The following is a 19960-nucleotide window of genomic DNA, read 5'->3' as shown; positions in this document are numbered from 1 at the left end:
ACCGCAGCAGGCGGCACAGATCTAGCGCAAGTCGCGATAGAGTCGGTCGATCACGTCGAACACCTGCAAGTGCTTCTCCCAAGTGGGATCGAACCGGGCGCCTTCAGCCAGCCGCTCGGCGAAATGTGCCGCTTCCCGACCGCCCCAATCGTCTGGCGGTGCGCACAGATTGTCGTGCGAAGTCCCATCGTTCGCTTCCGCCTCGAAATCGTAGAAACTGCCGCCCACATTGCGGAACGCGGTTCCGCCTTCGGTCCCGTGAAACATGCCTCCGATCAGCGCATCCTGCCCGGCATGCAGATGCCATGAGCAGGTGATCTGGATGGTTCGCCCATTAGCTACATCGATGCGAGCGAGGGCGTAATCCTCCACTTCGGCATCGCTCTCGCGAAGCGGCTTACCTTTCGCGTAAAGGCGCCCGGAGGCATCCTCGATCTCAGGCCAGTCCAGCGCCCAGAGGGCGAGGTCGATCAGATGCACGCCGAGATCGATCAGGCAACCGCCGCCGGACTTCTCGGCATCGTAGAACCAGTCCTTGTCGGGGCCGTAAGCGTTGTGAAAATGCAGATCGGCGGCGAAGATGTGGCCCATCGCTCCGCTGCGGATGCGCCGGGCGAGAGCCTGCGCAAAGGCGGTGCGCCGATAGGACAGGTCCACCGCCAGCAATCGGTCGGCACGGCGCGCTGCTTCGATCGCGCCGCGCGCCTCATCCAGGTCCCGGCCGAGCGGCTTCTGGCAGAAAACCGCCATGCCGCGATCCAGCGCGACGATGGCCTGACTGGCGTGCAGGGCGCTTGGGGTAGCAATCACCACAGCGTCGAGATCGCTGTTCAGCATCGCATCGAAAGACGAGAGTACTTCCGCGTCGGGCGCGATCTGACGCGCCTCGGCCAGGCAATCTTCCGAAGGATCGACCAGCGCGGCCGCCTCGACCATGCCAGTGTCCAGCATGGCTTTCATCCGGTGGCGCCCGATCCAGCCGGTGCCGAGAAATCCGATTCTTGGGCGCATGGTCAGTAGGTCACCAGTGCCTTGACGAAACCCTGCGGCTTGTCGCGCGTGGCGTCGAGAGCTTCGTCCAGTTGGTCGAGCCTGTATGTGTGGGTGTAGAGCGGCGCAGGATCGAAAATGCCCCCTGCCACGGCATCCACCGCTTCCTGCACGCCCTGCAATTGAACGGCTTCGTCACGCTCATGCGCGTTGATGACGTCGATGCCTTTCCAGTTCCACATCTGCATGTTCACCTGGCGCGGCCCGTCCTGGTGATAGCCGGCGACAACCAGCCTGCCGCCGAAGCCGACCAGCTCTCCCGCAAGGTCGAGCGGCCATTGCTTGCCCACGCATTCCACCACGCGTTCGCACATGTCCTCGCCGGTCAGCGCCTTCACCTGTTCGATGATCGTGTAATGATCATCCATGACGATCGTCTCCGCCGCGCCGTAGTGGCGGGCGAGATCGAGCGATTCCTGCCGCCGCGAAATGGCGATGACCCGCGCGCCCGCCTTGCTGGCAAGATGCGTAACGACAGCGCCCAGAAAGCCGATCCCGATGATGGCGACGGCCTGCCCTGCCTGAATATCGCTGCGCCGAAAGATGTTGAACGCGCAGCCCAGCGGTTCGCCCGGAAAAGGCTGCCCGTCGAGCTCCGGGGGCAGCTTCACCAGCCTGCCCGCTTCGGCAATGTCCCTCTCGGCATAGGACCGGCCCGAAAGCGCCGCCACGCGGTCACCGGCGGAAAGCCCGGTCACGCCCGGTCCGACTTCCTCGATCACGCCCCAGCCTTCATGACCGAGGTCACCGGGAGGCGTCGGATATTCCATCCATTCGGGGCCATCCCAGGGGGGAACATTGGATGCGCAGACGCCGCATCCCTCCAGCTTCAGGCGCACCTCGCCTTCGCCCGGCCGGGGCACGTCCACTTCGCGTATGGCGAATTGCCGCGGGCCGATCAGTACGGCCGCCTTCATCGTCTCGGACATGACGTCAGCTCTCTTCGATGAAATTTTCGAGCGCTGCCCAGGCCGCATCATCGGTCATCTGTTCGGGCGGATGCTTGCAGAAATAGGCGGCGGCGGGAAGCACAGGTCCGCTCAGGCCCCGATCGCGAGCCAGCTTGGCGCAACGGATCATATCAATCGCCACGCCTGCCGAATTCGGGCTGTCCTCCACCGACAGGCGCATCTCGAGGTTCATGGGAACGCCGCCGAACAGCTGCCCTTCCATGCGCAGGAAGCACACCTTGTTGTCGTTCTGCCAGGCGACATAGTCGGAGGGGCCGACGTGGATGTTCTCATCCGCCATGCGCGTCGCGGCGACCGACTGGACGGCCTCGGTCTTGGATATCTTCTTGGAGGCGAGCCGCTTGCGCTCCAGCATGTTGAGGAAGTCGGTATTGCCGCCGGTGTTCAGCTGATAGGTGCGGTCCAGCTTCACGCCGCGCTTGCGGAACAGATCGGTCAGCACCCGGTGGACGATGGTGGCGCCAAGCTGCGCCTTGATGTCGTCGCCGATGATCGGCACGCCCGCCTTGCGGAAGCGGTCGGCCCATTCGGGATCGCTCGCGATGAAGACGGGAATGTTATTGACGAAGGCGACGCCTGCTTCCAGCGCGCATTCGGCGTAGAACTCGCTCGCTTCCTGCGAGCCAACGGGAAGATAGTTCATCAGAACGTCGGCTTCGCTTTCGCGCAGAGCGGTGACGACCTCGTCCTTGTCGGCCTGTGCCTGATCGGCGACGATGAAGCTGCGGCCTTCCGGATAAGCGGCCATATGCTCGGCCACCCCGTCGAGAACGCATCCCATGCGGACCTTCGCGCCTGTATTCTCCACCGTTTCGCAGAAGACGGTCGTGCAGTTCGGGGCCTCGAAGATCGCTTCCGAAATATCGCGCCCGACCTTGCGCCGGTCCACGTCCCAGGCGGCGACGAAGCGAATGTCGCCCGGAACATAGCCGCCGAGATCATGGTGCATCAGGCCGATCAGATCGTTCGTCCCGGCGCGGTAATGCGACACGCCCTGCACCAGCGAACTGGCGCAATTGCCGACCCCCACGAGCGCGACATTGATGGATCTGGAGCTGGTGGTCAGCATGCAAGCGTCCTTCCTGTATTCGTCATGCCCGCGACTTTACCGCACTGGAGGCAGGCGCATAGCGCTCCACCGCCCAGGCGCAGAAGTCGGCGAATTGCTGCGGGTCTTTCGCGCAGCTGGTGTGATGCGCCTCGACGCCGAGATGTTCGGGCGTGAAGCAGAAGGTGACCAGCACCTCGAAATCGGACAGCGCCTCCATCTGGCGGTCGAACCATTCGGTAGCGCCGGGGCGGAAGCTGTCGGCCCATGACAGGCCGGTCCGCAGCTTCTTGACGCCGAGATCCTTCATCCATTTCACCGCCTCGTCCAGGCGCGGATCGTGGAAGTGGAACCACTGCATGAGGCCCATGTCGGCAGCATGCTTCGCATAATGATCGAGCGCAGGCTTCGGCGTGCCGTCCTCACGGATGAGGCCCATGTAGAAATGGCGGAAATAGCTGGAGCCTTCCGCCTCGCGGTGGCGGGTTTCCGCGCCCCAGCTCTGCGGCAGGTCGAACAGCGAATACCAGTAGATATTGGGCACGAGGCCGACGAGCAGTTCGGCGGTCTTGTCGACGCCGAAGACCTGGACTTCCTCCGCGCCGAAACTGCCGACGCCGACCTCGGTCGCCCAGATCGGCTTGTCGGGAACGACTGCCTTCATCTCGGCTATCTTGTCGGGCCAGGCGTGGATCGGCCACAGATTCCAGTCGATGGGAAAACCGTGCACCGCCACGACATCGACCTCGTTCAGCGCGCCGTGGCCGCGCATTTTCTCGACCCAGTGCGGGTCGATCGGCGACATGCCGCCCAGCACCCTCGTCAGGTCAGGATTGACGTCCGCAATCGCCTTGCCGGTTCGGATGACCGTATCGGCATAGATCGACCAGTCGGGGTCAAGCTCAGGATTCCAGTGCGACTTGTTGTTCGGCTCGTTCCAGATCATCGCCCCTTCGATCATGCGGATTTCCCCTTTTGCGGATAGACGGCCGCGGGCCCGAGATCCGCATAGGGAACCGGCGCGACGCGGCAGAGATAGACTTCGGATTCGGGCTGCGCCACGATCGTGAAGCCCGATGCGCGCAGCATGGCCTGGCTGCAGGCGGCGTTCGGCGCCCACCAGTTCGTCCAGTCATGCGCATATTTGCGTTCGATGAAATGCATTTTCGGATAGGCCGGATCGTCGAACATCTCCGGCGGATCGAAGGTGCCGGGTTTGTGAAAGGGATGATCTTCCGGCACGTCCATCACCGCGTCGCTGCCCTGCTGCATCGTTTGGAACAGCATCAGATCGCCCGCGACATGTTCGCGGATCAGGTCGAGCGCAAGCAGCGGATGGCGTAGATGATAGAGCACGCCCATGAAGATCACGAGGTCGAACTTCTCTCCCAGCGCAGCCACGTCATAGACTGAATGATTGCGGTATTCGATATCCCCGAAACCCAGGGTTTTCGAGGCAAGCCGCGCCTGATCGAGATAGCGGTCGTCGCTGTCGATACCGAGGACGCGCCCGGCACCGCGCTTCTTCATCTCGATTGAGTAGAACCCGGCATTGCAGCCAATGTCGAGCACCGATCCGCCATTGAGATCTGCCGGCAGAGCATCCGCGAAGCGGCGGTACTTGAACGCGGGATAATCGCCCAGGAAATGATCGGGAGCAGTGCGGATGCCGTTGCCGAGATCGAGGTTCTGGAACCACGGCGCCAGTTCTTCGACTTCGGCCCGAAGGTTCTGTTCGGCGTTGTCGCTCGGCGCGTGGGCAGTATTCGTCTTCATGCAAACCTCTCGTTCAATCTCGTCAGCCTTGCGCCCCAGTCGCCGGCTTCCACGCGCGTCACCGATGCCGGCCCCACGTCGAAACGCAGGATGTTGTCGAGCGTCAGCCCGAGGATAGCGGCTACAAGAGCACGGATGATGTCGCAATGGGTGACCATCACCAATGTTTTTCCACGATAATCTCGCGCCATTGCCGCAACATGGGCGCGGACCCGGTCCTGCGCTGCCTTCATGCTTTCGCCAGACGGCGTGCTGGCCTGAGAACGATGCGTGTTCCAGAAGTCCCAGTCAGGATCGCCTTCCAGATCGTCAAAATAGCGGCCGGTCCAGTCCCCGAAATCCACTTCCTCCAGCGCGTCCGCGATGCCGACGCCATGGCCGCAAGCGTCCGCGACGGCTTCCGCAGTCTGCCTGGCCCGCAACACCGGGCTGGACTGGATCGCATCCGGCATTTCGGCGGCAATTCCGCGTGCCAGCGTCTCCGCCTCAGCCCGCCCCGCCATGCTCAAGGCAAGGTTCGGCAGGCGTCCGGAAAGCCTGCTGCCGATATCCTCATGCGACGCATGCCTGATCATAAGGATCGTTGCGCTGTCGATCGTGAAATCCCCCTTCTGTCCGTCGCCCTATGAGAGGCCGGCGGACCCTTGCAGCTACAAAGCTTGGGGGCAAACATCGTTCCATATCCGTCGCATAGGAGCACCAGGAGAGCATCAGGGGTGGAACTTAGATGATGTTCATGCATTGAAACTGCCACCGGGCTGAGGCTACAGTCCGGCGGGGCTGATCTACAGCCTTATCAAAAGTTTACAATGACCAGGGCCGTCAGGCTGGCGCTGAATCGCCAGGGCGAACTGGCAAAGGGGGATATGAATGACCGAACACGTGCTCGTCACCGGTGGCGCAGGATTCATCGGCAGATCGGTCTGCAGGGAGTTACTCGAACGGGGCAACAAGGTACGTGTGCTCGACAGCCTGATCGAGCAGGTCCACGGCGACGGGGGCCGGCCGGAGGATCTTTCATCCGAGGTTGAGTTGGTGGAAGCCGACATCCGTGATGGCGATGCTGTATCTTCTGCCCTGAACGGCATCGACAGCGTGATCCACCTGGCGGCAGAGGTCGGCGTCGGCCAGTCGATGTATGAAGTGGAGCGCTACACCTCCACCAACGATGTCGGCACGGCAGTCTTGTTCGAGAAGCTGATCCAGCAGCCGGTACGGCGCGTGGTCACGGCTTCGTCCATGAGCATTTATGGCGAAGGCCTGTACCAGACCGCCGATGGCGAGATCATGCAGGATGCGCAGCGCAGCACCCTGCGCGACGGTCAGGCGAACTGGGAGCCGAAGGACGCCGAGGGACGGCCCCTGACCCCACTGCCCACGCCCGAGTGGAAGCAGCCGAACCTGTCCTCGATCTATGCGCTCAACAAATACGTGCAGGAACGCACGACGCATATCATGGCAGCGCCCTATGGCATGGAAGGCGTCTGCCTGCGATTGTTCAACGTCTATGGGCCGGGACAGGCGCTCTCCAACCCCTATACCGGCGTGCTGGCGATCTTCGCCTCGCGTCTTTTGAACGGGCAGGCACCGATGATATTCGAAGACGGCAAGCAGCGCCGCGATTTCGTGCAGGTGCGCGATGTCGCCCGCGCCTTTGCAGAAGGACTAGTTCATCCGGATGCCGCCGGGGGCACGTTCAACATCGGTTCGGGCCAGCATCGCTCCGTCAATGATGTAGCGACCGAACTCGCCCGCGCGATGGGGCGCGAGGATATCGAGCCCGAAATCGTGGGCAAGGCGCGCACCGGCGACATTCGCCACTGCTATTGCGACCCGCGGCTTACCCGCGAGGTACTCGGCTTCGAAGCGAAGGAAGATTTTCAGGAAGGTCTTGCCGACCTTGCCGAATGGGTGTCGCGCCAAGAAGCCGACGACCGCGTCGGCAAGGCACGCAGCGAATTGGAAGCGCACGGGTTGGTGGCATGAAGGCGGTTTCGGAAAAGCCCGTTCTGGTCACCGGCGGTGCCGGCTTCATCGGCTCGAATCTGGCGGACAGGCTGGCCAGCCAGGGGCGCAAGGTGCGCATTTTCGATGCCTTGTCGCGCGCAGGCGTCGAACAGAATCTGGAATGGCTCACGCAGCGCCACGGCGACCTGATAGAGATCGAGATTGCCGATCTTCGCGACGAACAGCGCCTGCGTTCTGCCATTCGCGGCAGCGACGGGATCTTTCATTTCGCTGCGCAGGTCGCCGTGACGACCAGCATGACGGACCCGGTGCTCGACTTCGAAGTGAACGTCGCCAGCACCTTTCGCCTGCTCGAGGCCGTGCGCGAGTTGACACCGCAGGCGCCGGTGATCTTCGCCTCCACCAACAAGGTCTATGGCGATCTGGAAGACGTGACATTCCAGACGACGGATCGGGGATGCCGTCCCGCATCGGCGGAACTGGCCCGCAACGGCGTGTCGGAAAGCCAGCCTCTCGACTTCCATACACCCTATGGCTGCTCCAAGGGTGCCGCCGATCAATATGTGCTCGACTACGCGCGCAGCTACGGCGTGAAGGCCGCCGTCCTCCGCATGAGCTGCATTTATGGGCAGCGGCAGCTCGGCACCGAAGATCAGGGGTGGGTGGCACACTTCCTCATCCGTGCATTGAATGGCGAGACGATCACATTGTTCGGCGATGGCGAGCAGGTGCGCGATGTCTGCGACGTGGCCGATACCTGCGATGCCTATCTCGCTGTCTTCGACAATATCGATGCGATCTCGGGCCGCGCCTTCAACTGGGGTGGCGGGCCGGACAATGCGATCAGCCTGCTTTCGCTGCTGGAAGAGATCGGCACGATCACTGGCCACATGCCCAAAATCGAATTTGCCGCATCTCGTCCGGGCGACCAGCGCTGGTTCGTTGCCGACACGTCTGCCGCCGATCGGGCGCTCGGGCTCGCGCCGCGCAAGCCCTGGCAGCAAGGCGTACGAGACCTCGCTCACTGGCTGATGGAGAACCGCAACCTTACTCAAGGTGAAAGGGTCGACGCTGCACGCCAAGTGGCGACATTGTGACCGCACGGAACCTGCGTATATTGATGACCGCCGATGCGGTCGGCGGCGTCTGGCAGTATGCCGCGGACCTCGCCGGTGCGCTGGTGGGCTCGGGCCACGATGTCCTGCTCGCCACGCTCGGACCTGCGCCCTCGGCCGATCAGATCGAGTGCCTCCGCGAGACAGATGTCAGGATCATCGATACCGGACTCGCTCTCGACTGGCTGGCGCAGGATTCCCGGCCTGTGCGGGAATCGGCAGAGCGGATCGCTGCTCTGGCAGCCGACGAACGCGCCGATATCGTGCATTGCAATTCACCTGCATTGCTTGGCGCGGCGGGTTTCTCAAAGCCCACCCTGGCCGTGGCGCATGGCTGCCTCGCGACGTGGTGGCAGGCAGCGCGGGATGAACCGCTCGCTCCCGAATACCACTGGCACCGCCATCTGGTCGGACGCGGCCTGCAAGCCGCCGATGTCGCCGCCGCGCCATCGCACAGTTACGCATTGCTCCTGAGGCAGATCTATGGACTCAAGAACACGCCGCAAGTCGTACATAATGGCCGAAGCCCGGCAGGGTTGGTTGCGAGAAGCGAGAGACTGGCGCACCATGTGCTGACTGCAGGCCGGTTGTGGGACGATGTGAAAGGCGCGGCCATAATGGACAAGGTTGCCGGGTTGATCGACGTGCCGTTTTACGCGGCCGGAGCGGCTCGGGGCCCCCATGGTGAGGAGTTCACGCCCTCGCACCTGCAACTTCTCGGGCAACTTGCGGGCGAAGAATTGGCTGCGGAGCTTGCGTCAAGACCGGTCTATGTTTCGGCCGCGGCATTCGAACCTTTTGGCCTGTCGGTGCTGGAAGCGGCGCAGGCGGGTTGTCCGCTCGTGCTGTCCGATATCGCCACGTTCAGGGAGCTTTGGGAAGGCGCGGCGATCTTCGTCGATCCGTGTGATCCCGGACAGTTTGCAGAGGCTGTCACCCTGCTTCTGGCCGATGAGGATGCCCGCGCCAAACTCGGGCAGCTGGCGCAACAGCGCGCAGGACGTTTCACGGTTGAGCGCATGGTGCGTGAAACCGAGGCGATTTATGTGAAGCTCGGCGGGTTACGGCAAGCGGCATGAAGATCGTCTATTTTACGCATTCGCTGAAATCCTGCTGGAACCATGGGAACGCGCATTTTCTGCGCGGCGTTCTGGACGAGCTGATCGCGCGAGGTCATGAGGTCCAGGCCTTTGAGCCGGCCAATGCCTGGAGCCTTGAAAACCTGCTCAAGGATCATGGCGAAGCTGGGCTTGCTCCCTATCGCGAGAAATACCCTCGCCTGACCTCCACCACTTACGCGCCGGACGCCGACCCGGGCGCCTTGGCAGGCGGCGCGGACCTCGTCATCGTGCATGAATGGAACGAGCCGGAGCTGATCGCCCGCATCGGCGCATTGCGCAAGCGCGGTGCGCCCTTCACGCTCCTGTTTCACGATACCCATCACCGTGCGGTCAGCGCGCCCGAGGAGCTGGACGAATTCGACCTGTCCGGCTTCGATGGCGTGCTCGCCTTCGGCGAAACGCTGAGCGAGGTCTATCGCCAGCGCGGCTGGGGAGATCGCGTCTGGACCTGGCACGAAGCCGCGGACCTCACGCGCTTCCATCCGCCTGTGCAGGATACGAAGCGGGAAGGCCTCGTCTGGATAGGTAACTGGGGTGATAACGAACGGACGGAGGAACTGGAGAAATTCCTGTTCGCTCCGGCAAAGGCTGCCGGTCTTCCGCTCGACATCTTCGGTGTCCGTTACCCCGACACCGCGCGGCACATGCTGCGAAGCTATGGCGCGGACTATCGCGGCTGGGTGCCGAATGCGCAGGCGCCGGAGATCTTCGCCAGGCATCTGGCAACCGTGCATGTGCCGCGCCGCTTCTATTCCACGATCCTGCCGGGGATCCCGACCATCCGCGTCTTCGAAGCGCTGGCTTGCGGCATCCCGCTCGTTTCCGCGCCGTGGGACGACAGCGAAAATCTTTTCCGCCCGGGAACGGACTTCCTCGTCGCTCGAGACGGCGCCGAGATGGAGCGGCACCTGAAGGATCTTGCGGCCGATCCGGCCTTGAGGGACTCGCTGGCCGCACACGGTCTGGAAACGATTCGCGCCCGGCACAGCTGCGCGCACCGTGTCGACGAATTGCTGCACATTCTGGCGCAGCTCAACTGCCAAATCGAAACGGGACACGACAATTGAAGATCGCATTTTACGGGTCCAGCCTGCTCTCCTCCTACTGGAACGGAGCCGCCACCTATTACCGCGGTATCCTGCGCGCTCTCGCCGACCGGGGGCATGACGTCACCTTCTACGAGCCGGACGCCTTCGACCGGCAGCAGCACCGCGATATTGACCCGCCGGAGTGGGCACGGTCGGTCGTCTATCCGGCGACTGAAGAGGCGTTGCACGAAGTCTTGCGTGAAGCGCGGCACGCCGATCTGGTCGTGAAAGCCAATGGCGTCGGCGTGTTCGACCGCGAATTGCTGCAAGGCATCTTGCGCGAGGCGCGGCCCGATGCGCTGACCGCCTATTGGGATGTCGATGCCGCCGCCACGCTGGACGAGATGCGCAGCGACGAAGATCACCCCGTTCGCCACGCCCTGCCGCAGCTGGACCTGGTCTTTACCTATGGCGGCGGCCCCCCGGTGGTGAATGCCTATCGTGATTTCGGCGCCCGCGAATGCGTGCCCATATATAACGCGCTGGACACCAGCACCCATCACCCGGTTCCCGCCGATCCGGCTTTCAACTGCGACCTCGGCTTCCTCGCCAACCGGCTGCCCGACCGGGAGGCGCGGGTGGAGGAGTTCTTTCTGAAAGCTGCATCGCTGCTGCCGGACGCCAAGTTCCTGATTGGCGGGAATGGTTGGCACGACAAGCCCATGCCGAAGAATGTGACGCCCATCGGACATGTCGGCACGGCATCGCACAATGCCTTCAACTGCACGCCGCTTGCGGTACTGAATGTCGCCCGCGATTCCATGGCGGAAGTCGGCTTCTCCCCGGCCACGCGAGTGTTTGAGGCAGCGGGCGCCGGCGCTTGCCTGATCACCGATTACTGGGAAGGCATAGAGCAGTTCCTCGAACCGGACGAGGAGGTTCTTGTCGCGCGTGACGGACAGGATGTTGCCGACCACCTCGCCTCGCTGACCAGGGAACGCGCGGAGGCGATCGGCCAGGCTGCGCTGAAGCGTGTTCGCAAGGACCACACCTATGAACTGCGTGCCGCCGAAGTGGACGAGGTGCTGGACCGCACCCTGGCGCAAAGTGAACGGGCAGCAGGGAGCGTCGCACGATGAAGCTCGTCGTTCTCGGCCTCAGCCTGTCCTCCAGCTGGGGCAATGGTCATGCCACGACCTTTCGCGCGCTACTGTCCGCCTTCGCCGAACGGGGCCACGATATCCTGTTCCTGGAACGCGACCAGCGCTGGTATGCCGAAAATCGCGATCTGCCCGATCCCGATTTCTGCCATCTTGCCTATTACGACAGCCTTGCCGATCTGGAGCAATGGCGGGACGAGGCGAGCGAGGCCGATGCCGTGATCGTGGGCTCCTATGTGCCGGAAGGGGTGGAGGTCGGCCGCTGGGCGCAGCAGGCGGCGCCCGGCCGCACCTGCTTCTATGATATCGATACGCCGGTCACCCTGGCCAAGCTGGAGCGCGGCGATTACGAATACCTCTCGCCCGAAATCATCCCCGGCTACGCGATCTACTTTTCCTTCACCGGCGGGCCGACGCTGACCCGGCTCGAGCATCAATATGGATCGCCGAGCGCCCGGCCGCTCTATTGCTCGGTTGACACGGAGCAGTATCGCCCGCTCGACGTGGAGCAGCGTTGGGATCTCTCCTATCTCGGCACCTACAGCCCCGATCGCCAGCCCACGCTGGACAAGCTGCTGCTGGAGCCGGCGCGGCAATGCCCGGACCGCCGCTTCGTGGTTGCCGGCCCGCAATATCCGGGCGACATCGACTGGCCATCAAACGTGGAGCGTATCGATCACCTCCCGCCCGCCGAACATGCCCAATTTTACGCCGCTTCCCGCTTTACACTGAACGTCACGCGCGCGGACATGATCGCGGCAGGCTGGTCGCCATCGGTCAGGCTGTTCGAGGCAGGCGCTTGCGGCACCCCCATCATCTCGGATTGCTGGCAGGGCATCGAGGAGATCTTCGAGCCGGGCGCCGAGATCGTCCTTGCCGAGGGGACCGAAGATGTAGTGGCTGCTCTTTCCGCTTCGGCAAGCGATCTCGGCGATGCTGCCCGGCGAACCGTTCTGGCGCATCACAGCGCCCGCCGCCGCGCCGAACAGCTTGAAGCCGATTTCGGCAGCCTGAACGAAGCGTCGGAACCGAGGCAATCCAGCAGCGCAATTGCATGAGATGAAGATATGCGCCCGGTATTTCGAGGAATAGCGCGGCAGATCCGTCCGATATGAACCCAATTGAACAAGAAGACTGTCAATCGGATCAGAATTGCTTCAACATCATGACAGTACCGGTCGGGCCGACTGTACTTGGGGAGCAATCAATTGGCCAGGATGGCAAAACTCGACCGCCTGCTACGGCTGGTCAATGCACTTAACGACACTGTCGAGGGGCTGACACTGGACGAAATGGCCGCGGCAGTCGACGCCGATCGCCGCACGGCCGAGCGGCTGAGGGATGTCATCCGCGATCACTTCGATCTCGATGAGGTGCAGGGGGACGACCGCCGCAAGAAGTTCCGCATCCGCGAATCCCTCCGGCGCCATTACACGCGGCCCAATGCGGGTGAGATCGCTGCGCTTCAGGCTGCAGCCGAGGCTGCACGGCGGTCAGGTTCGGCACAGGCGCCCATGCTCGAAAACCTGCTGGCGAAGATCAAGGGGTCTCTCGACACGGTCGAAAAGAACCGCCTCGCACCCGATCTTGAACCCCTGGCTGCCCTGCAGCGCCGCTATGTGCCTGCCGGTCCCCTGCTGGACATCGACAATGATGCATTGGCGCATGTTCAGGGCGCGATCATGGCTGGCCAGTGTCTCGAATTCGAATACCGCCGCGACGGCGCGAATGCGACGAACTGGCGCCGCGTGATCCCCGTGGGCCTGATCCACGGGCCTGTAACCTACGTGATCGGCAAGCTGCCCGGCAAGGACATGGAACCCGTGCCTTACCGCCTCGACCGCATGAGCGAGATTCGTGCGAGCAACGAACCGGGCTGCGTCGATGCAGACTGGGATCTGGACAGCTGGATGGCCGGCAGTTTCGGCATCTGGCGCGAGGATGCGCAGGATATCGTCCTGCGGGTGGACGCAAGCGCCGCCCAACGCGCACGGCAATGGCGCTTTCATCCGGAGCAAGTGATGGAGGACGGCGACGATGGCCAGTTGATCGTCCGCTTTCGGTCAGGAGGCCTGCGCGAAATTGCGGAGCATCTGTTCACCTGGGGCGGAGAAGTCCGGATCGGATCGCCTCACGAATTGCGCGAGACCATGCGCCAGAGGATCGAAGCCGCAAAGGGGACGCTGCAATGACCGGTTCTGTCGCTCCGCCGGATCAGGGCTGGGACATGGAAAACCCGTCCTCGATCCTGACCGACCGATTCGACCATGCGCTCGCCTATGCGAGCCGCATACACCGCCTGCAGACCCGCAAGGGTTCGCAGGTGCCCTATGTCTCGCACCTTCTGGGTGTCTGCGCGATTGCGCTGGAGAACGGTGCGGACGAGGATCAGGCGATCGCTGCATTGCTGCACGATGCGGTGGAGGATCAAGGCGGGGCCGAGAGGCTCGCCGAGATCGAGCGGATCTATGGACCCCGCGTTGCACGTATCGTCGCCCACTGCACCGATGCCGAAACGGAACCGAAACCGCCGTGGCGCGAGCGGAAGGAAGATTATCTCGCCAGCCTCGCTGCAAAGCCGGTGGAATCCCTGCAGGTAAGCCTGGCCGACAAGACCCACAACGCAGGCGCCATCGTCGCGGATTTGCAGGTTTATGGCGAAGCGGTCTGGGAGCGCTTCACCGGTGGGCGCGAGGGAAGCCTCTGGTACTACCGCGCTTTGGCAGATGAATTCACCCGGCAGCTACCCGGCGCCAGCAGCAGGCGTCTGTCGCGGCTGGTCGCCGAGATGGAAAAGCTTTCCAGATAGGAGAGCACCGGATTTCATGGTGGCTTGCCGAAAAGGCAAAGCCGGCCTTTAATCGAGGGAACCGATGACTGATCGAACTATTGATTGTTAGAACCGCTAACAAACTCTGGCTATCGAGCTTCCATGTCCCGCGACCTGTCCAAGACGCTATCGTTTCTCGTTCTCCACCTGCTGGTGGGTTTCACCGTGGCCTATGCCGTGACGGGATCGATTGCGATGGCCGGAGGCATCGCGCTGATCGAACCGAGCGTGAATGCGGTCGTGTTCTTCTTTCACGAAAAGATCTGGAATCGCCAATCGGGCGAGAACCCTCGCATTCTCGATCTTCTGCTGCACCGTCACGCCACCAACCGAGCGGATTACAATCTCAGCAGCGGTTTGCCCGAGCGCTGACAGCATCCTCCACCGAATCTGAAAACACGCCGTCCAGCCCGGTGACCAGAAAGGTGCGGATTTCCTCGCAGGCACGCCCGCGAGCGCCGGGAAAGCCTTCGCTTCGGTAATCGGCCGGAAGAAAGGCATTTTCGGGGCGGAAGGTCCATGCATGGATTACCAGACCGGCATGATGCGCATCATCGACCAATGTCGTCGGTGCAAGCAGCCGCCCTTCGGCATCGCGCGGGATGACAAGGTTCTTTTCGACTCCCACGCCATCTGCATAGGTGGCCACTTCGGCCAAGCCGTCCGGCGTCAGCATATCGGCGTAACGTAGATCGGTGCGGTCCGCCGGGCCGCCCTCGGCGCTTGCCAATTGCACGAGTCGCAGATCGGTCTGCGGACGCAGCCGCTGCAGATTGCCCACTTCGAAGCTCTGCAGAAAGACAGGGGCATCCTCATCATCCAGTCCGGCGCTCGCAAGAATCTGCAGCAACCGTTCTTCGACAGGCAATCCGATGGAGCGGAAATAGCTCGGGTGCTTGGTCTCAATATAAAGGCCGACCGGCCGTCCCGCTTGCTCTACCAAAGCGAGGATCTCTTCCAGCGTCGGTATCGGCTCCTCGCCGTCGAAAAGGCTGTTCCCCGGCCGCAATTCGGGCAGGCGCTCACGCGTCCGGAGGCGCTTCAGTTCGGCAAGGGTAAAATCTTCAGTGAACCAGCCCTCCACCCTCTGACCGTCGATGATCTTGCTGGTCCGCCGGTCTGCAAATTCGGCATGGTCGGCGACATTGGTGGTGCCGCCGATCTCGTTTTCGTGCCGCGCGACGAGGTGCCCGTCACGGGTCGGGACGAGATCGGGTTCTATGAAGTCCGCGCCTTTGGCAATGGCAAGCGCATAGGCGGCCAGCGTGTGCTCGGGCAAATTTGCCGAATCACCGCGATGTGCGATGACCAGAGGCGCGCTACCGGGAGCGGCCACAAGAGGCGCAGCAAAGCCAGCTAGCACGGCGGTGAAGAGAGCGATTCCAGACTTCATCGTGCGCCCTTATGTGCGGAAAGGATCATCGGGCAATCACGCGCCAACCGTTCTCCAGGGGCCGAACGCCTGCCCGGCGGCAGTGACGAAGCTCCGGTCTGTGTCCGCCTCGAATTGCCGGTCGATCACGGTGCTGACGGTGACGAAATCCGCCCGCGCGCTTTGAGGCGAGAGCGTCAGCAGCGTATAGCCCTTGCGGTCCTGATTGCAGTAGGCGACTTCGCTGTTGGCCTGTTCGATATAACGCCCGATGCCCGGCAGAAGGGCCCCATAGGACGGACTGGTGACAGCCGTACAACCAGCTTCCAGCGCAACGAGGTCGCCGGATTCGTCACGCAGATTGTTGGCCCACCCTGCGTGACTGTCGCCCGCCAGCACAATGGGTTTGGCGCCGCTGGCCCGGAAAGTGTCGTACAGCCGGCGGCGGGCCGCCGGATAACCATCCCACGCGTCGAGATTGAAGGGCACGCCAGCACGATAACCGGCCTGAGCAGCCATGACGCGGCCGTTCCACTCCGACGGCAGTTTGGCGAGGAAGGCGGCGTAAGGCTGCGGCCCCATGCCGCCTTCCAGATCGGGTCCGGAAACCTGCGCCATGACTACCTGATTGCCGATCACCTGCCAGGGCTTGCCTTCGTTAACCGAAGCCGACAGCACGCCTTGCAGCCAATCGCGCTGCTGCGGGCCGATCAACTCGCGATCCTCCTGCGCAATGGCCGAGACGAACTGCGCATAGGCATCGGCATCGCCGACCTCGCCTGCGAACTCCAGCTGCTCCGTTCGGGCGAGCAGGCGCGTTTCCAGCATGGCCAGCGTTGCGAGGTCGCCGAATTCGAAGCTGCGGAAGATCGCCTCGGCAGGCCGTCGCGGGTCGGGTGTGCGGATCGGCATCCATTCGAAATAGGCCTGCATCGCGGTTGCCTTGCGGGTCGCCCAGTCACCCTCGGTCGCGGGTTGGTGATTTTCCGCCCCGCCTATCCAGCCGTCATTGGTGACTTCATGATCGTCCCAGACGCAGATGAAGGCGGCGCGGGCATGGGCAGCCTGCATGTCGGGGTCGGATTTCACCTGCGCATGGCGGCGGCGGTAATCGGCCAAGGTCACCGTCTCATGCGGCGGGTCGGGCAAGCGGCCGAGCCGGCGCCCGATGTCGCTGCCATAGCCCTCCTCGCCATATTCATAGATGTAATCGCCGAGCATCAGCACGGCATCGAGGCGCTCCTGCCGTGCCATGTGTGCATAGGCGTTGTAATATCCGCCCGGATAAAGCTGACAGGACGCTACGGCGAACACGACATTCTGCACCGCGCCGACAGGCAATGTGCGGAAGCGGCCTTCGGGAGAGATGCTGCCGTCCGGTCCTTCGAAGCGATACCAGTAATCGCGCCCCGGTTCGAGGCCGGTGACCTCGACCTTCACCGTCCGGTCGGCAGCTGCGCTGGCCATTGCCGTACCGCTGCGTGTCGGCTGCGCGCCCGGAGCAGCGGCAACATGCCAGCGGACGGGAATATCTCCTGTGGCACCCTCACCCGTACTGATGCGAGTCCAGATCACGGCTCCATCGGCAGCCGGGTCGCCGCTGGCGACGCCATGCCCAAAGCTTACTGGCCCGGAGTAATCGGCACCCATCGTGGCAGCCGTGGTGCAGCCGGGCAGGACCACAGCGCTCGATGCCCCGAACAGGCCCATTGCGCCGCGCCGGTTCATTTTCATATCGTGCATCGCCAGTTCCTCCTCAGCCGCCGACCCGGGCGGTCAGTTGAATACCGTAAAAACGCGGCTCTGCGGGAATGAAAGTGGGGATGCCGAACGCTCCGCCGGTATTGCCCGCGTCCAGCAGATAATCCTCGTCCGTGGCATTGCGGATGAACCCGGCGACTTCGAACCGATCGTCGGCGAAGCTGACCCCTGCCCGGGCGTTCAGCAGCGTCACGGCTTCCTGCGAAATCAGCGGATCGTTGGGCACCTCGAAGAAGATGCGGCTGCGATAGGTCACCGAAGGCGTTGCGAACAACCGCACGCCGGGGCTAATCGGAGCATCGATGGTGAACCCTGCAGCGGCCTGCCATTCGGGTTGCAGGCGGAAGCGGGCGCCGGAGAATTGCGGCGCAAAGTCGTTGCCCTCGTCAATGCCGCCGTTGATGTAGCCGACTGTGCCGAACAGGTGCAGCCAGTCGTTCGGCCGCACGTTCACTTCCGCTTCGACGCCCAGATTGCTCGCGGTGCCCGCGCTTTCGGTGCGGGAAGTGCCGTCGTCCTGCAGCACGCTTACCTGGAAGCCGTCATACTTCTGGTAATAGACACCGAGCGAACCAGATATGAACGGCGTGCCGAGCTTCAGGCCCGCTTCGTAGTTCCAGACGGTCTCTTCGGGCACCAGCTGCAGATTGGGTGCCGACGTGCCGTCAGCCAGCCGTCGCGCGCTGAGTTGCACCACCGGCGAACGGCGACCCTTCGAGACCGTCGCGAACACGTTGAGATCGGGCGTGAGGCGATAGAGCGCGTTGAAGCGCGGCAGAATTGCCGTGTAGTCGCGCTCAGCCGTGTAGGTTTCACCGAAAGTGCTGACCTGACCCGGAATGAGCGAGGGACCGCCGCTGAGCACCGAGGCTGGAATCTCCGCGAAATAACCGGATTCCCGCTGTTCGATCAGCAAGCGCGCGCCTGCCGTCAGTTCCAGCATGTCCGTCGGGATCCAGGTGGCATCCGCGAAGACCGAATAGGAATCGTTACGGCCCTGATTTTCGAATTCCGAGCGATAGGGAATGGCGGTAATCGCACCTTGGGTGAGGAAGCCGGTGACCTGACTTGCCGGCACGCTGCCATCGGGTGCAACGCAGGGGATGCCGGGAATCAGCGGCCTGGGTGTCGCCACTGTGGTCAGGCACTGTAGGAAGGTGCCTTCCTCGGTGGAGAAAGGTACGCTCTGCCGCCCCTCTTCCTTGAAGTAGTTCCAGCCGAAAGCGGCCCGCCACACACCTCGCGGTTCAGGCCAAGCTGATCGTCGCCGAGCGCTTCTTCCGAATAAGGCGAGCCGCCGAGATTCGCGGGACCGAATGGATTTGCAGGCCCCGCTTCGGTCGGGAACGTGCCGGAGATGAAAGGCGTGCCGCTGTTCCGCTGGCGGTCGAAAGTACCGATCAAATCGACCAGCAGCCTGTCCGTCGGCGCGAAACGCAGCGACGCGCGCACGCCGAACTGGTCCTGCGCATAAAGATCTTCTTCCTGCGATCCCGCGAGGTTTTCGATATATCCATCACGCTTGCGCCATTCGAAAGCCACGCGCCCGGCCAGCACATCAGAACCAGCGTTGATATAACCCGACAGCAGCGTCTGGTCGAAATTACCGTAGCCGCCGGTCAGTTCGGCAGCGAAACCGGGTCTGGAGCGTGCCGAGACGAGGCTGATCGCCCCCACTGCCGAGGCCGTGCCGAACAGCGTCGCCTGCGGTCCCTTGATCACTTCCACGCGATCAAGATCGTAGATCGCCTGATAGGATCCGCGCGAGCGGGAGATGTCGACGCCTTTGTAATACAGCGTGACGCGTGGCCCCTGCTGGGCGGATCCGGAATCCGAAGTGATGCCGCGGATGACGATGCCGGGATTGTTGGCGCTCTGCTCCTGGATGTTGAGGCCGGCGACATAGTTGGACAATTCGTCGAGATCGCTCACGCCCAGCCGCTGGATCTGCTCCCCATCGATGGCGGAAATCGTGATCGGCACGTCCACGGCGCGCTGTTCGATCTTCTGCGCGGTAACGATGATCTCATTGTCCAGCAGCGTGCTGTCGAGGTCGGTATCCCCCGGCTGCACGGCGGATTGCGCCTGCGCGGCTTGATAGGGAAGGGTCGAAGCTGCGGTGATGATGGCAAGCTTCAGGATCGAATTCGTGTTCATATTGGCCCCGTCTGTTTTGTCTGACCGGGCCTGTGGCGAAGGAGAGTGAAAGCTGCGCGACGATTTGAAGACAGAACCGTGAACGGCCGGATTTAGCGCTTCCGGTAGACGGCCGGGCCGAGCGCCGGGGTCGCTGTGTCGAGGACCATCTGTCGGGCGCGCAGGACGGCATCGAGGAACGGCATGTCCAACCTGAGAAACCTGCGGGCGGTCATCCCCAGGAAACGTTCGGAATCGCGAAGGAAATGCGAAGCGTCGGTGTAATATTCGTCTATGGCATCGTAGCTTTCCGCACCCCGCGCCTTCAATGCCATGAGCGACCGCAGGAAACGTGTGCGCGTCAGCAGCAACTTGGGCGGAAATCCGAAGCGGCGGAGCGACAGGCGTCGCAATTGGTGCGGCGGCATGCCCAGTGCTTCGCCCAGTCCCCTCACTGTCTGCACATCCTCATCGAGCAGCAGCCGGTTCAATTCCATGATGCGCGGTTCGTCGCGATGCGGCTTGCCCATAAGACGCATGAAGAAGCGGTCGAGTATCGCCTTCACGTCCGGCCCCTGGTCCGACGCGCGCAGTTCTCGTATCAGCGCGTCAGGGCTCTCCGGC

The 19960-nt window shown here is 62.9% G+C and carries 17 protein-coding genes and 2 pseudogenes; 9 read left to right on the top strand and 10 right to left on the bottom strand.

The features are described 5' to 3' along the window. Positions 1-21: 21 nt before the first annotated feature. From G7A66_RS11205 to G7A66_RS11180, 6 genes are read right to left on the bottom strand one after another with little or no spacing between them, the layout of a single operon-like run. Positions 22-1011 (bottom strand): Gfo/Idh/MocA family protein, encoded by a 990-nt coding sequence (locus tag G7A66_RS11205; RefSeq protein ID WP_174295739.1) that lies wholly within the window; start codon positions 1009-1011, stop codon positions 22-24. A 2-nt stretch (positions 1012-1013) separates the two neighbouring features. Then, entirely contained in the window at positions 1014-1979 is a 966-nt protein-coding gene (locus tag G7A66_RS11200) for an MDR/zinc-dependent alcohol dehydrogenase-like family protein (RefSeq protein ID WP_206675175.1), read from the bottom strand. A 4-nt stretch (positions 1980-1983) separates the two neighbouring features. Further along, positions 1984-3090, bottom strand: a complete 1107-nt coding sequence (locus tag G7A66_RS11195) for an inositol-3-phosphate synthase (protein WP_174295738.1) — start codon at positions 3088-3090, stop codon at positions 1984-1986. A gap of 22 nt (positions 3091-3112) precedes the next feature. Continuing rightward, positions 3113-4030 (bottom strand): beta-xylosidase, encoded by a 918-nt coding sequence (locus G7A66_RS11190; protein ID WP_174295737.1) that lies wholly within the window; start codon positions 4028-4030, stop codon positions 3113-3115. Beyond that, the gene (locus tag G7A66_RS11185; protein WP_174295736.1) at positions 4027-4845 is read right to left on the bottom strand and encodes a TIGR04290 family methyltransferase; all 819 of its coding nucleotides are present in this window, start codon (positions 4843-4845) and stop codon (positions 4027-4029) included. Before G7A66_RS11185 ends, G7A66_RS11190 begins: the two co-directional genes overlap by 4 nt. Next, entirely contained in the window at positions 4842-5420 is a 579-nt protein-coding gene (locus G7A66_RS11180; protein WP_174295735.1) for a histidine phosphatase family protein, read from the bottom strand. The genes G7A66_RS11185 and G7A66_RS11180 overlap by 4 nt, the downstream gene beginning before the upstream one ends. Positions 5421-5715: 295 nt before the next feature. On the opposite strand from G7A66_RS11180, the gene G7A66_RS11175 reads away from it, so the two are divergent. From G7A66_RS11175 to G7A66_RS11135, 9 genes are all read left to right on the top strand, one after another. Beyond that, positions 5716-6831, top strand: coding sequence for an SDR family NAD(P)-dependent oxidoreductase (locus G7A66_RS11175; RefSeq protein ID WP_174295734.1), 1116 nt, complete (start codon positions 5716-5718; stop codon positions 6829-6831). Further along, positions 6828-7910: an NAD-dependent epimerase/dehydratase family protein gene (locus tag G7A66_RS11170; protein WP_206675174.1), complete on the top strand. Its 1083-nt coding sequence runs from the start codon at positions 6828-6830 to the stop codon at positions 7908-7910. Before G7A66_RS11175 ends, G7A66_RS11170 begins: the two co-directional genes overlap by 4 nt. Continuing rightward, positions 7907-9007 (top strand): glycosyltransferase family 4 protein, encoded by a 1101-nt coding sequence (locus tag G7A66_RS11165; protein ID WP_174295732.1) that lies wholly within the window; start codon positions 7907-7909, stop codon positions 9005-9007. The genes G7A66_RS11170 and G7A66_RS11165 overlap by 4 nt, the downstream gene beginning before the upstream one ends. Further along, positions 9004-10116, top strand: coding sequence for a CgeB family protein (locus G7A66_RS11160; protein ID WP_174295731.1), 1113 nt, complete (start codon positions 9004-9006; stop codon positions 10114-10116). Before G7A66_RS11165 ends, G7A66_RS11160 begins: the two co-directional genes overlap by 4 nt. Further along, on the top strand, positions 10113-11216 hold the full coding sequence (locus G7A66_RS11155) for a CgeB family protein (protein ID WP_174295730.1): 1104 nt from the start codon (positions 10113-10115) through the stop codon (positions 11214-11216). The genes G7A66_RS11160 and G7A66_RS11155 overlap by 4 nt, the downstream gene beginning before the upstream one ends. After that, on the top strand, positions 11213-12295 hold the full coding sequence (locus G7A66_RS11150; protein WP_174295729.1) for a CgeB family protein: 1083 nt from the start codon (positions 11213-11215) through the stop codon (positions 12293-12295). Before G7A66_RS11155 ends, G7A66_RS11150 begins: the two co-directional genes overlap by 4 nt. 159 nt (positions 12296-12454) lie before the next feature. Then, positions 12455-13429: a helix-turn-helix transcriptional regulator gene (locus tag G7A66_RS11145; RefSeq protein ID WP_174296015.1), complete on the top strand. Its 975-nt coding sequence runs from the start codon at positions 12455-12457 to the stop codon at positions 13427-13429. Next, the gene (locus G7A66_RS11140) at positions 13426-14046 is read left to right on the top strand and encodes an HD domain-containing protein (protein ID WP_232366819.1); all 621 of its coding nucleotides are present in this window, start codon (positions 13426-13428) and stop codon (positions 14044-14046) included. The genes G7A66_RS11145 and G7A66_RS11140 overlap by 4 nt, the downstream gene beginning before the upstream one ends. Positions 14047-14169: 123 nt before the next feature. After that, positions 14170-14439: a DUF2061 domain-containing protein gene (locus tag G7A66_RS11135; RefSeq protein WP_174295728.1), complete on the top strand. Its 270-nt coding sequence runs from the start codon at positions 14170-14172 to the stop codon at positions 14437-14439. Here G7A66_RS11135 and G7A66_RS11130 read toward each other — a convergent pair. The 4 genes and pseudogenes from G7A66_RS11130 to G7A66_RS11115 form a co-directional block, all read right to left on the bottom strand. Further along, the gene (locus G7A66_RS11130; RefSeq protein ID WP_174295727.1) at positions 14414-15460 is read right to left on the bottom strand and encodes a glycerophosphodiester phosphodiesterase; all 1047 of its coding nucleotides are present in this window, start codon (positions 15458-15460) and stop codon (positions 14414-14416) included. The two genes, G7A66_RS11135 and G7A66_RS11130, sit on opposite strands and share 26 nt — an antisense overlap. Before the next feature lie 36 nt (positions 15461-15496). Further along, positions 15497-17182, bottom strand: coding sequence for an alkaline phosphatase D family protein (locus G7A66_RS11125; RefSeq protein ID WP_232366818.1), 1686 nt, complete (start codon positions 17180-17182; stop codon positions 15497-15499). Positions 17183-17195: 13 nt separating this feature from the next. Then, positions 17196-19357: pseudogene (locus tag G7A66_RS14655) on the bottom strand (TonB-dependent receptor). 92 nt (positions 19358-19449) lie between these two features. Beyond that, positions 19450-19960: pseudogene (locus G7A66_RS11115) on the bottom strand (hypothetical protein); the annotation flags it as partial.

This window comes from Alteripontixanthobacter muriae, from assembly GCF_013336795.1.
GTDB classification, from domain to species: domain Bacteria; phylum Pseudomonadota; class Alphaproteobacteria; order Sphingomonadales; family Sphingomonadaceae; genus Pseudopontixanthobacter; species Pseudopontixanthobacter muriae.
The sequence above is the reverse complement of the archived record's forward strand: the minus strand, read 5'-3'. Positions and strand labels throughout refer to the sequence as shown.